We start from the raw sequence: 12124 nt of genomic DNA, 5'->3' as shown, positions 1-12124 counted from the left end.
CTATCCGTTTTCCTCTATATTCCCTCCCATGCAAACGATACTGAGATACAGGGGCAGGGACATCACAGAAGAAGATGTCCGGTTCATCAGACAGCTCATTTTCGAGCATCCTGGAGACAGCCGGTGGGCCTTGTCCAAAAAGCTCTGCACAGCATGGAACTGGGTCCAGCAAAACGGCCAACTCAAGGACATGGTCTGCAGGGGGCTCATGCTGGCCCTGCACAGACAGGGGCACATAATTCTTCCGCCGGCACAAAAAGTAACTGCCACTGGGTACAATCGCAAAGAACCAGTCTCGGTTCAGGTGGATCAAACCCCACTTACATCTTCACTCAAGGACATCACCCCTCTTGAGTTTCGACAGGTGCGCAAGACACCTTTTGAGGGCCTGTTTTCCAGCCTCCTCAAGGAGCATCATTATCTGGGCTACACCCAGCCTGTGGGCGAGCACCTCAAGTACCTGGTCTTTGCAAACAAGCAGCCCATAGCCTGTCTTTCCTGGTCTTCAGCTCCAAGGCATATCGGCGTCCGGGACAATTTCATCGGCTGGACCCAAAAAGACAGGGAAAAGAATCTCTTTCTTATTGCCTACAACAGCAGGTTCCTCATCCTGCCCTGGATCCAGGTCTCCTGCTTGGCCTCCCATATCCTGGCCCAAATGACCAAGATTGTGCAAAGGGACTGGGAGAGCATCTACAAGCATCCGATATATTACCTGGAAACCTTTGTTGATCAAGAGCGCTTCAAAGGGACCTGTTATTTTGCAGCCAACTGGCTCTATCTCGGGCAGACTACAGGCCGGGGCAAAAACGACCACACAGGCAAAGCAAACCGTTCACTCAAGGCTGTCCTGGGCTATCCCCTGACCCGAGACTTTCGGAAGCGATTGCGGGGGCTCAACCGGTGAAAAAGAAAGTCCAATCCATCGATCTGGACCAAGAGCAGATCGACGCCCTTTTACAGCGCGCATCAAAAAACGAGCTGGAAGAGACAGATCTGGATATCATCAAAGCCTTGGTCCAAGCCATCCAGCTTTTGCATCAGGCTGTGGACGATAAAGCTGCCTCCATCAAGCGTCTCCTGCGCACGATCTTTGGCGCTTCTTCAGAGACAAAAAAGAAACTGTTCCAGGAGGATGACCAGCAAAACAAGGACCAGAAGGGTAGTCAAGATCCTTTGCAAAAGCCTCCTGATGAAAAACCACCCAAGGGACACGGCCGAAACGGAAAAGACGACTATACCGGGGCTGCAAATTGCATATACCCTCACCAAACCCTGAAGCCGGGCGATATCTGCCCCTTGTGCGGTCAAGGAAAAGTCTATCCCATAAAACCGAAGTTCCGCATTCGGATTACAGCCACAGCTCCACTTACAGCCAAGATCCATGAGCTTAAGAGCCTTCGCTGTAACTGCTGTCTCGAGGTGTTCACCGCAGATCCTCCAGAAGACATTGGAGAAAAAAAATACGACGAACCTGCCCGGAGCATGATCGCCATCTTGAAGTACGGGAGCGGGTTTCCTTTTCATCGCTTGGAAAAGCTCCAGGAATCTCTGGGCATACCCCTGCCGGCCGCAACACAATGGGATCTGGTCGAACAAACTGGAACACAGCTTCTTCCTGTGTATGATGAACTCATCCGCCAAGCGGCTCAAGGTGAGGTCGTGCATAACGACGACACCAACATGAAAATCCAGCAGCTTATCAAGGAGAACAAGGAAGCCGGGCCGAAAAGAAAAGGCATGTTCACCACCGGGATTGTCTCTGTACTTCAGGGACGCCATATTGCTCTCTTTGCCACCGGCAGACAGCATGCGGGGGAGAATCTGGAGGAGATTCTCAAAAAAAGAGACCACAACCTGCCCCCGCCAATACACATGTGTGATGCCCTGGCCCGAAACATTCCCAAGGGCTTACAGATCATTTTAGCCAATTGCCTGACCCATGGCAGACGCAACTTTGTCGATATCCTGGACAATTTCCCTGATGAGTGCCGGTATGTCATTGAACAGCTGGCTATTGTCTATAAAAATGATGACATGGCCAAAAAGCAGGAGATGTCTGCTCAAGAACGGCTTGTATGGCATCAACAGGAAAGCGCACCGGTTATGAGCGAACTCAAGTCCTGGGCCTGGGCCCAGCTGGAGGAGAAAAAAGTAGAGCCCAATTCAGGATTGGGCAAAGCCCTGGCTTACATGCAAAAACACTGGGATCCTCTGACTCTTTTTTTGAGAGAACCAGGTGCTCCCCTGGACAACAATATCTGCGAACGTGCCCTGAAAAAAGCCATCCAGCACCGGAAGAATTCTTTATTTTACCGCACCCTGCGCGGGGCCAGGATCGGCGATCTGTTCATGAGCTTCATTCATACCTGTCAGCTTAACAAAGTGAACTCCTTTGACTACCTGACCCAGCTTCAGAAAAACATAGAAGAGGCCCTCGCGGCTCCACAAAAATGGATGCCCTGGAACTATCGAGAAAACCTCCCCAACGAATAATCTCCTCCACGCCAAGCCAGCGCAATATCAGCAGACCCTCCTCCTGGACCTTGAGTCATGGAGGAGGTGTCTCAACTTGTGCTGTGATAACCGAAAATTGACCAGCCCCTGAACTGGCCCTCCAAGCAAAGCCTACGCCAGCTGCCGTGAAATTTATCTGCTTACGCACGTCTGCCGAAAGTACACAAAAAAAACCAGCCCACTCTCTACTTCGACATCAAGAACTACTTTGAACACCGCAAAGAACCTGACTATTGCCTCCAAGATCCACCAGGTCATGGCCGAATAGATACCCGCTCCATATGGACTACCACTGAGCTAAATGAATACCTTGAATTTCCCCATGTCGGCCAGGCGTTTTGCATTCATAAAAAAAGCTATGACCCAAAAACCAATAAAGTCTGTGAAAACACTTTTTATGGCGTAACCAGCCACCATCCAAATAAGGCTGATCCTGCCAGAATATTACAAATCCATCGTGGACATTGGAGTATTGAAAACAGCAAACATTATATCCTTGATTGGACTTATGACGAAGACAGAAACAGAATAAGAACCGGCAACGGCCCTGCAAATACAAATCGCTTGAGAGGTTTTGCCATAGGCTTGCTCAAGTCCAAAGGAGTTAAGGACATCGCTCAGAAAGTGAGAGACCTGCACCAACAAATAAGGCCCGTTCTGGACTATTTCAAGATGACAAAAAATTCTCAAAAACACAGAACGTAACAAAGGAGAACAAATTTGCCGTGGAGCTAAGGCCCGGGCCCATTGACGCAGAAAAGCGCGAAAGACTCCTTGCCTTTCTGACTGTCAGCGTTCCCATGATATATGCACATTTCGCTCAACACAGAAAATCCAATGCGTTAAGCCACCAACAGGCCGGAACCTTTCAGCGGTCTTCCAGGAAAATCGGCAGAAACGAGCCATGTCCCTGTGGCAGCAACCAGAAGTATAAAAGGTGCTGCGGAACCGGTTAAGCAAGCCAAAAAAATCAGGAACATTATGCTGCGCGCTTCTTCATCCCTTCTTGACCTGACTCTGAATATCTGGTTTACTTGTAAATCGGCTCGAGCTTGAAATATGATTAATGATCGCTATACGTGAGTTAAATATTGTTTATTATCGAAGATATAATCTGGCTGGAGCGAATCGTTGAAAAACTCGCCTGGAAACATGCTGTTTTGCCGTCCGAGGTTGAGCAGGCCCTGTCAGGCAAGTGCAGAATATTCAAAAAGGAAAAGGACAGGGTAGAAGGAGAGCATTTGTACAATGCCCTGGGCAAAACAGAAGCTGGACGTTATTTGTCCGTATTTTTCATCAGAAAACTTGACAACAGGGCTCTCATAGTAACGGCCCGGGATATGAACAATAATGAACGGAGACGTTATGCAAACAGATAAGAACAATAAAAATGTATCTATCTATGAAGCTTCTGAATTTTGGGATGAACACGATTTTGGCGAATTCGACGATGTCGAGGAGACTTATGAAATCCAGTTTTCTTTAAAGAAAAAGAAATACGTTGGAATCGACCAGGATTTATATGACTGTATCAAAAATAAAGCCAGGGAATTACAAAAACCTGAAGAGGCACTCATCAATGAATGGCTGTCAGAAAAAGCCGGCATGTGAGGTGCCAGCCGTCATCCATTATTCAAAACGACGATACCCTCGTTGAAATGACCCACCAGCCCTACACCACAGAAGATCATCTTCAGCGTTTTCTCGAGCGTTATCCAATTGCCGGCCGGGGGGCCGGGTGAGATGCAGCCGGGCCACGGCGCTGGCTGCTTATTGTCCCGGAAATGTCTGTCTTCAGGACCCTGAAATGTTGGTGGAAAAGCGCAGCGCAGGTCTGCCTGGGAGGTGTGGCCCATTCAAGATATCGGCGGGCTGGGAAACAGGGTCCAGGATTTTTTTGCAGATTGAAAGTTGCAGCTTCAATCTGTTGTAAAAATTTGCCGGCTGCACAAGAAACCCTGACAGCCTGTTGCCTGCTTTTTACATTAACAATTAAAAATTGAAGTCAGCCAGACTTTTCCAGGAAACACCCGGGCGTTGGTTCTTGTCTGATTTGTGTCTCCTCCGTAAACAACATAAGACTTACCCGCTGAATCCCCGGGATGGAGTTTCTTCCATGAAAAGGCTGGATGAATCCTGAGGTCAACTTTATGGTAACAGCTGGCATCCATCCAGTGAGCTGTTCTTGCCAACTCTGTCCCCTTGCCCTACACTTTGCCTATGACTTTTTAGTTGACCAATTCCCATGATGCATGTTTTACATATCTTTTCCAGCTAAGAGGTGTTTGTCCGGGATTGCATTCAGAATAGTATTTGCATGGGGGCTGCCCCCGGTTCTGGTGAATTTTAAGTCGCTGTGAATCTGGTATGAGAGTATATCTTGACAATTGTTGTTTCAATCGGCCATACGATAATCAATCCAAGCTTCGTATCCGTTTAGAAGCTGAAGCTAAATTGGCAATCCAAGAAGAAATCAGAAAGGGGGCTCTTAAGCTCATTTGGTCGTATATATTGGACTATGAAAACAGTAAGAATCCTTTCCGGGAAAGAAGAAATCAGATCTCCACATGGCGAAAGTACTCAACAGAAGAGATCGTTGAAAATAAAAAATTGCTTGATATAGCGAGAACTCTTCGAGGACATGGGATAAAAAAAATAGATACGCTGCACATCGCAAGCGCCATTTATGCCGGAGCAGATTACTTTTTGACCACTGATGACGGAATTCTAAAAAAGGCTACACTTATCAAAGATACACATGTCACTGACCCAATTGGGTTTATTAAAGAGGTGTTGATATGATAAATGATACAGAAATTAAGGAAAAAGGTTTTCAGATACTGGCACAACATCTTGGTGATGTTGAGGCAGAACGATTTATTGCCCTTATCCAGCGAGAATCGTTTGATTACACCAAATGGCGGCAAGGCATTGACGAAGAGTTGAGTATAGAAGAGATCAGTCGGAAGGCAATGGATTTGAGAAACAAAAACACCGAAAAAGGCTATTAATTGCGGTCACGAAATATTTTAAGCCAACAGGGACATACTCAGACCTTGACCGGCACCACTAATCCTGCCGACCTCCTTACGCACTTTCTTTCCAGCTGGCAGTAGTCTGGCAAAGATATTATCAAGCCCAGGGAATACCTTGGCGGTCTTGTTTTCCTGCCCATGGGACAGGCAACTTTTTTATCAGCGGCAGAAGTCTACCGCTCCCTTCGCAGAAGGGGGTGACAATCCGTAAACCAGTGGACTGCATGATTGCTTCTGTTGCCATGGATTACGATATCTGCTTGCTGCATGTAAAAATATCTGAAATTAACCTTGCAAATTTTCCACGTCGTGGATAAATTGCAAGCATGATTTATCGACGCATCCTTCCAGAAATCCAGTCGGCACTGCAGAGGCAGGCCGCAGTTGCCCTGATGGGCCCTCGTCAAGTGGGCAAGACTACTCTGGCTTTAACGCTGGGCAATACCCTCCCCTCCCTGTATCTGGACCTTGAAAATCCGGCGGATCGCCAGAAATTGACCGAACCTGTTCTTTTTCTCAGCAGGTATGAGGATCAGCTGGTAATCCTTGACGAAATACACCGCACACCTGAACTGTTTCAGTCTCTCAGGGGGATCATAGACTCAGGCCGAAGAGCTGGAAAGCGAACCGGCCGGTTTCTGCTCCTTGGCTCGGCTTCCGTTGACCTTTTGAGACAGTCCGGGGAAAGCCTGGCCGGCCGTATCGCTTATGTGGATATGTCGCCGCTGGATGTGCTGGAGGTTGCGGATGATTCCCGGAAATTGTTCGACCTCTGGATTCGCGGAGGATTTCCAGACAGTTTTCTTGCTGACGATAACGCCTCAAGCCTTGCCCTGCGAAGGGACTTTATCCGGACTTACCTGGAGCGGGATATTCCCATTTTCGGGCCGCGCCTGCCGGCCCAGACAATGGAACGCTTGTGGACCATGCTCGCGCATGTTCAGGGGAGCCTGCTCAACGCCTCCCGTCTGGCCGCCAGCCTTGGGGTCAGCTCCCAGACAGTTACCCGGTATATTGACCTGCTCGCTGATTTACTGCTGGTGCGCAGGCTTGCGCCCTTTCATGCCAATCTGGGCAAACGGCTGGTCAAATCACCAAAAGTTTATATTCGAGACTCAGGCCTGCTGCATGCTCTGCTGGATATCTCCGACTATAATGAACTTGCAGGCCATCCGGTAGCCGGCGCCAGCTGGGAGGGATTTGTGATTGAGAATATTCTCGCCGCTGCTCCAATCCGGACCCGGGCCAGTTTCTTCAGGACCTCTGCTGGAGCAGAGATAGACCTGCTGCTGAGGCTTCCCGGAGGTGAACTCTGGGCCGTCGAGATTAAAAACAGCCTGTCGCCGCGACTGGAAAAGGGGTTTCATCTTGCCCATGCGGACTTGAAGCCTTCCCGGTCTTTTGCAGTCTATCCAGGCAAAGACCGTTACCCGCTTAATAAAAACGTGGACGCCATCAGCCTGCTTGAAATATGTACGCTTCTGGCAGGAACAGGAAGGAACACTCTGTAATAGGGTCGGACCGGGTGAGCCATTTGATTAAACAGTTGTAAGCGCCTGAATCATGGTTGTTTTTCAGACTTTGGCCCGGGATTGCAGGCGGATCAGTCATAAACATTTTTGCGGTGACCAATGCGTACAATCCGGACCGTGACCACACATTCCTGGATGTCGCAGATAATTGCTCAAAGGTGCTGTTCAATGGGAGGGAGACCTTGCTTTGAATCAAGCCGGGCTGAAGAAACATCAGTTTTCCAGCGGAAGTGCTCCAGGGGATCCGGAAGGCTGGTTATAGCCAGGAAAAGGCTCCCCCCGTATTCAGCCAGTCAGGTCAGTGACTGACACCTTCCTGCTGATTGAAGGTACAGCTTGCATTTAACAAGATATTTGCATATTGTCACCTTTATGCAGAAAAGAACAATTCAACCGGCACTTGATTCCCTGGCAGCAAAATATCCGGTGGTCACTGTGACCGGTCCGCGTCAAAGTGGAAAAACCACGCTCTGCAGGATGGCTTATCCGGATAGAAAGTATGTCAATCTTGAGGCGCCGGACGAAAGACAGTTCGCCATAGACGATCCACGGGGTTTTCTTGCAGAGTGCAGCAGCGGTGCTGTTCTGGATGAGATACAGCGCGTTCCTGACCTGGTGTCATACCTCCAGCCGGTTATAGATGAAGATCCTGCCCCTGGAAGGTTTATTCTTACCGGGAGCCAGCAGTTTAATGTCCGGGAGGCTTTAAGCCAGTCCCTGGCAGGCAGGACAGGACTCTTGACTCTTATGCCCTTTGACTGGCAGGAAATTCAATCTTTCCAGAGTGTTTCTCAGACTGACAGGCTTATTCTGCATGGTTTTTATCCCCGCCTGCACCATATGGGCATTAATCCCACACAGGCCATGGCCGACTATTTTGAAACTTATGTCCAGCGCGATGTCCGGCAAATAGTGCAGATCAGGAATGCTGGAGCATTCGAGAGGTTTGTCCGCCTTTGCGCGGGCAGGATCGGCCAGCTTTTGAACTTGAACAGCCTGGGCAATGATGCCGGGGTATCGCATACAACGGCCAGAGAGTGGATATCTATTCTTGAAGCCAGTTACATCATATTTCAGCTGCCTCCATGGCATGCCAGCATTTCCAAACGACTGGTTAAAACCCCGAAACTGTATTTCTGGGATGTTGGCCTGGCATCCTATCTTCTTGGACTGCAGGAGGAGAAGCAGGTAAGCCGGGATCCACTCCGGGGCAGCCTTTTTGAAAACATGGTTGTGGCCGAGCTTTTCAAGCAGTGCTATCATCAGGGAAAACGCCCCCGGTTTTACTTTTGCCGGGACAGTACAGGCAACGAAGTTGATGTGTTTATTGAACGGGGCCATGATCTTGCCCTGATCGAAATCAAGGCCGGACAAACCGTTAACAGAGCCTACTTTCAGGGGCTGGACCGGTTTAAAAATGTCCTTGGAGAAAGAATCAAAGGTGGGCTGGTAGTATATGGTGGCGGGAAAGCGCAGCGCAGGTCTGCCTGGGAGGTGTGGCCCATTCAAGATATCGGCGGGCTGGGAAGCAGGGTCCACGATTTTTTTGCAGATTGAAAGTTGCAGATTCAATCTGCAAAAATCTGCCGGCTGCACAAGAAACCCTGACAGCCTGCTCCAGAAGCCCTTGTTGAACTTTGGGGCCAGGCCTCTTAGTCCGGCAATGAAAGAAGAATTGTGTAATGACCATCCAGGATGGCCAACAAGGAACGGGGGCAAATAATTTTTCAGCTTTGATTTTTACATTGCATGGAGGGTAATTTTTTGCTTATGATTACCCTGCTGGGAGGGTAATAATGGATCTAAAAGAAATATTCAAGCAGCTTATACTTGACGCCCAGCAGGCAGAGCAGCCCCGCATTCTGCCCCGGACCTGCTGTTTTCCCCTGGTCAGAGGCAAGGTCATCGCCCTGACCGGTCCAAGACGCAGCGGAAAGACTTTCCTCTTTCAGGCCATGATCCAGGACCTGCTCAAGCAAGGTATTGAGTCCACCGATATCATCAGCGTCAACCTGGAAGACAACCGACTGTTCGGACTGGAGACTCCGGGGCTGGAATCCCTGCTTCAGGCCTACTTTGAAATGTGGCCGGAGAAGAAGGACCGGGATACTTATCTTTTTCTGGACGAAGTGCAGGCAGTACCCGGATGGGACAGGTTTGTGCGCAGGGTGCTGGATTCTGAACGGATGTACGTGTTTGTGACCGGCTCTTCATCATCCATGCTTGACCGGGAATTGTCCACTGTCCTGCGGGGAAGGACCTTGAGCTTTCGGGTGATGCCTTTGTCTCTTCCTGAATACGGCCTGTTCCACGGCAGTGATCTGTCTGATGCCTTTTCCTCCCGGGCTGTTGCGGCATGGGGGAACCGGCAGGAACAATACATGCGTTACGGAGGGTTCCCCGAGATTGTGTCCATGCCTGAAAGCCTGAAGAGACGCACTCTGCGCGATTATCTGGACCTCATGCTTTACCGGGACATTGTGGAGCGCTTTGACGTGAAAAACACCACCCTTTTCAGGCACGTCCTGAACATGCTCCTGTATAACATGTCCGGCCTGGTATCAGTGAACAGACTGTTCAATACCCTTAAAAGCCAGGGACACGCCCTGTCCAGGGATACGCTGTATGATTATTTCAGCTACCTGGAAGAGGCTATGCTCTTTTATTTTGTGCCTGTCAGAAGTGCTTCCGTCAGAAAGCGGCAGATCAACCCCAGAAAGGTCTACGTGCTGGACCAGGGATTCTTCTGGATGGCATCGACCGGACTGACCCGGGATCAGGGCCGTATCCTGGAAAATATGGTTTTTATTGAACTTGTCCGGCGGGAAAACAAAGTGATGTATATAAAGGGGAGGCAGGAAACAGACTTTCTGGCTGTGTCCCCTGAGGGGCGAAAACAGTTGATACAGGTCTGCCTGAACATGTACGATAAGACAACCAGAAAGCGCGAAATGGATGCCCTGAGTCAGGCCATGGATGAAGAGGGTCTTGACCGGGGGCTGGTCATCACCGCTTCAGAACTGGGAGAAGAATGCAAAAGCAACAAGAGGGTAGATATACTGCCCTTCTGGAAATGGGCACTGTCCCGGGATGACAATCAGGATGAGCATGGATACACAGCCGGGCGCCTGCCAGAGAGCAGACTTTTCAGAGCCTGATGATCCTGGAAACAGGGATCAGAATCGCCAATAAGGATCCGGCAGGTGGTCTCTGGACCACCTCTTTTTTGATCAGGACGGCGTTCCCACCCTGGTTGAAGTCAAACGCAGCAGCGACACGCGAATCCGCAGAGAGGTCGTGGGACAGATGCTGGACTACGCTGGATCCTGGGTCGGACCCGGTCAGCTTATTGGATAAACAACGTAACTTTCTTAATAAGGCCTGATTTTTGGCCTTAAAACAGCCATTTTGATACCGGAATGGCTGTTTTAAGATTTCCCTTTTCAGAAAGAGCAGTTTTTCTTATATGAGAGTCAAAGCGGGGCAGCGGGCTGATCCTTCCGGTTTAACAACCGGAAAACACCCTGGAAAATCTGGAGATCTGCGTACCGGAAGAGCTGGGACATTGCCGTCAAAACATGAATTCCAGAAGACTCAGGTTGAGTGCCGCAGCGGTCATAAGGCCGATGAATACCCGGTTGCCTTTGTCTTTGAGAGCGCAAGGCTGGAAGCAGCAGAGATAATAGCCCGCTGGTATGAGGGAGGGGTTGATCCGAAGCAGCCGGTCATTGATTACTTCCGTATCAGGTCCGAAGATGGCAGGATCTTTATTCTCATGTATGCGGGCCATCTGGATCAGTGGTTTATCCGCTGAATGATATTCAAAGGAAGACCCTGCCTGTCTATCATGTCTATTTGAGCCAGTTTCTGCCTGCTGACCGATACAAAGTAAGACCGTACTCCTGGGGAGCTTGCGTTAATTTTTCCTCAATGGTCCTCCTGATCCATGATTTGATATCAGAGCCTAAGCGGGGCAAGTCCTCGGACTTCACAGCTGGATGGTATTTAACCCCATACTTGTTCATGGCTTAAGGAGGTATCCGGATTGAATGTCAGTTCTCTTTATTCAGCCAGAGCTGTCAAGGCTACATCTTCCCTTAGCTCCATGGCTTCTTTTACCAGATCCCGGATAGCCATTGATTTTGATATACCTTCCTGCTTTGCAAGATCGCTTACGGCTGAATACAGTCCACTTTCCAGGACAACATTTATTCTGGGATTTTTTGTCGGCATAATTTCTCTCCTTGGAACACAAGGTGTGCTACTTTAAGCACGCCAAGTCAAGCCGGAGCAGATTACTTTTTGACCACTGATGACGGAATCATTGAGGTCAGTTCAAACAAAACGGCGCAGCTAAATAACCGTGGGGAGCCTATCGGCATTGAGATTCTGGGAGCACACTGTCCCACAAGGGAATTATCAGGTTGTATAAATATTTTTGCGGTGACCAATGCGTACAATCCGGACCGTGACCACACATTCCTGGATGTCGCAGATAATCCGGTATGGTCCTGTGCGGTATTTCCAGAATCCAGACATATTTTTGCGCAGAGGATCTCCAAAGCGGCGGGGATCTTCAGGTGTGCAAATCCGGTCACGTAGATAACGAAGGATATTGGCCTGCGCCTGCCGATCCAGCCTGCGCAGCTCTTTTCTGGCCCGGTCGTCAAATTCAACTCTCCAGATCAATTCCCTGCTCCAGCTCCTCTAACGACCAGACCCTTTCCGGGGGATTCTCCAGCCTGTGCACAGCCAGGTAATAGTCTTCCAGATCTTCCAGGTGCTCCATGATTGCTTCCCGGGCATAAAATGATTTTGTTCTTCCGGTTTTTTCAGCCAGATCACCCAGTCTTTTTTCTATTTCTTCAGGCAGTCTGATAGCCAGCATTTTAAGCCTCCTGCTATACAAATATAGCATATAGCGGCTAGTTGTCAATGACTGGATGTTTATGCCACAATTTATTTGTGTTGCAGTTTTCCGGGGCTGGAGCAAAAAACCATCTTATGTTGCCCAGGTACAGCCTTCAAAAATGACAGCCG

General features: G+C 49.3%; 15 protein-coding genes. 12 read left to right on the top strand and 3 right to left on the bottom strand.

Annotation, left to right across the window (positions count from 1 at the left end; all coding sequences use genetic code 11):
- The 12 genes from DTHIO_RS11675 to DTHIO_RS11620 all read left to right on the top strand — a co-directional run.
- On the top strand, positions 1 to 907 hold a 907-nt coding region (locus DTHIO_RS11675), incomplete at its 5' end, for a Druantia anti-phage system protein DruA (RefSeq protein ID WP_244156357.1).
- On the top strand, positions 904 to 2496 hold the full coding sequence (tnpC, locus tag DTHIO_RS11670; RefSeq protein ID WP_008869713.1) for an IS66 family transposase: 1593 nt from the start codon (positions 904 to 906) through the stop codon (positions 2494 to 2496). The genes DTHIO_RS11675 and tnpC, both read left to right, overlap by 4 nt.
- Before the next feature lie 171 nt (positions 2497 to 2667).
- Entirely contained in the window at positions 2668 to 3222 is a 555-nt protein-coding gene (locus tag DTHIO_RS20545) for an ISAs1 family transposase (protein WP_279614624.1), read from the top strand.
- A 95-nt stretch (positions 3223 to 3317) separates the two neighbouring features.
- Positions 3318 to 3473 carry an SEC-C metal-binding domain-containing protein gene (locus DTHIO_RS11665; RefSeq protein WP_144311525.1) on the top strand — a complete coding sequence of 52 codons (156 nt, stop codon included), beginning with the start codon at positions 3318 to 3320 and terminating at the stop codon, positions 3471 to 3473.
- A gap of 135 nt (positions 3474 to 3608) precedes the next feature.
- The gene (locus tag DTHIO_RS11660) at positions 3609 to 3896 is read left to right on the top strand and encodes a BrnT family toxin (protein ID WP_008870501.1); all 288 of its coding nucleotides are present in this window, start codon (positions 3609 to 3611) and stop codon (positions 3894 to 3896) included.
- Entirely contained in the window at positions 3883 to 4128 is a 246-nt protein-coding gene (locus DTHIO_RS11655; protein ID WP_008870500.1) for a CopG family antitoxin, read from the top strand. The genes DTHIO_RS11660 and DTHIO_RS11655 overlap by 14 nt, the downstream gene beginning before the upstream one ends.
- A gap of 843 nt (positions 4129 to 4971) precedes the next feature.
- On the top strand, positions 4972 to 5319 hold the full coding sequence (locus DTHIO_RS11650) for a PIN domain-containing protein (protein ID WP_208596406.1): 348 nt from the start codon (positions 4972 to 4974) through the stop codon (positions 5317 to 5319).
- Positions 5316 to 5528, top strand: coding sequence for a hypothetical protein (locus tag DTHIO_RS11645; RefSeq protein WP_008870498.1), 213 nt, complete (start codon positions 5316 to 5318; stop codon positions 5526 to 5528). Before DTHIO_RS11650 ends, DTHIO_RS11645 begins: the two co-directional genes overlap by 4 nt.
- Positions 5529 to 5878: 350 nt before the next feature.
- A complete protein-coding gene (locus DTHIO_RS11640) occupies positions 5879 to 7063 on the top strand; it encodes an ATP-binding protein (protein ID WP_008870497.1) in 1185 nt (394 codons plus the stop codon).
- A 393-nt stretch (positions 7064 to 7456) separates the two neighbouring features.
- Positions 7457 to 8641 carry an ATP-binding protein gene (locus tag DTHIO_RS11635; protein ID WP_008870496.1) on the top strand — a complete coding sequence of 395 codons (1185 nt, stop codon included), beginning with the start codon at positions 7457 to 7459 and terminating at the stop codon, positions 8639 to 8641.
- Positions 8642 to 8880: 239 nt separating this feature from the next.
- Positions 8881 to 10242: an ATP-binding protein gene (locus DTHIO_RS11630; RefSeq protein ID WP_008870495.1), complete on the top strand. Its 1362-nt coding sequence runs from the start codon at positions 8881 to 8883 to the stop codon at positions 10240 to 10242.
- A gap of 407 nt (positions 10243 to 10649) precedes the next feature.
- Entirely contained in the window at positions 10650 to 10898 is a 249-nt protein-coding gene (locus DTHIO_RS11620; protein WP_040418577.1) for a hypothetical protein, read from the top strand.
- A gap of 248 nt (positions 10899 to 11146) precedes the next feature.
- Here DTHIO_RS11620 and DTHIO_RS11615 read toward each other — a convergent pair whose 3' ends face one another.
- The 3 genes from DTHIO_RS11615 to relB form a co-directional block, all read right to left on the bottom strand.
- Positions 11147 to 11317: a hypothetical protein gene (locus tag DTHIO_RS11615; protein ID WP_008870492.1), complete on the bottom strand. Its 171-nt coding sequence runs from the start codon at positions 11315 to 11317 to the stop codon at positions 11147 to 11149.
- A gap of 186 nt (positions 11318 to 11503) precedes the next feature.
- Entirely contained in the window at positions 11504 to 11773 is a 270-nt protein-coding gene (locus DTHIO_RS11610) for a type II toxin-antitoxin system RelE family toxin (protein ID WP_008870491.1), read from the bottom strand.
- Complete coding sequence (gene relB, locus DTHIO_RS11605; RefSeq protein ID WP_008870490.1) at positions 11757 to 11972, bottom strand: type II toxin-antitoxin system RelB family antitoxin; 216 nt, start codon at positions 11970 to 11972, stop codon at positions 11757 to 11759. Before relB ends, DTHIO_RS11610 begins: the two co-directional genes overlap by 17 nt.
- Positions 11973 to 12124 lie beyond the last annotated feature (152 nt).

It is taken from the genome of Desulfonatronospira thiodismutans ASO3-1, assembly GCF_000174435.1.
GTDB lineage: Bacteria > Desulfobacterota > Desulfovibrionia > Desulfovibrionales > Desulfonatronovibrionaceae > Desulfonatronospira > Desulfonatronospira thiodismutans.
This window is presented reverse-complemented; position numbering and strand designations above follow the sequence as displayed.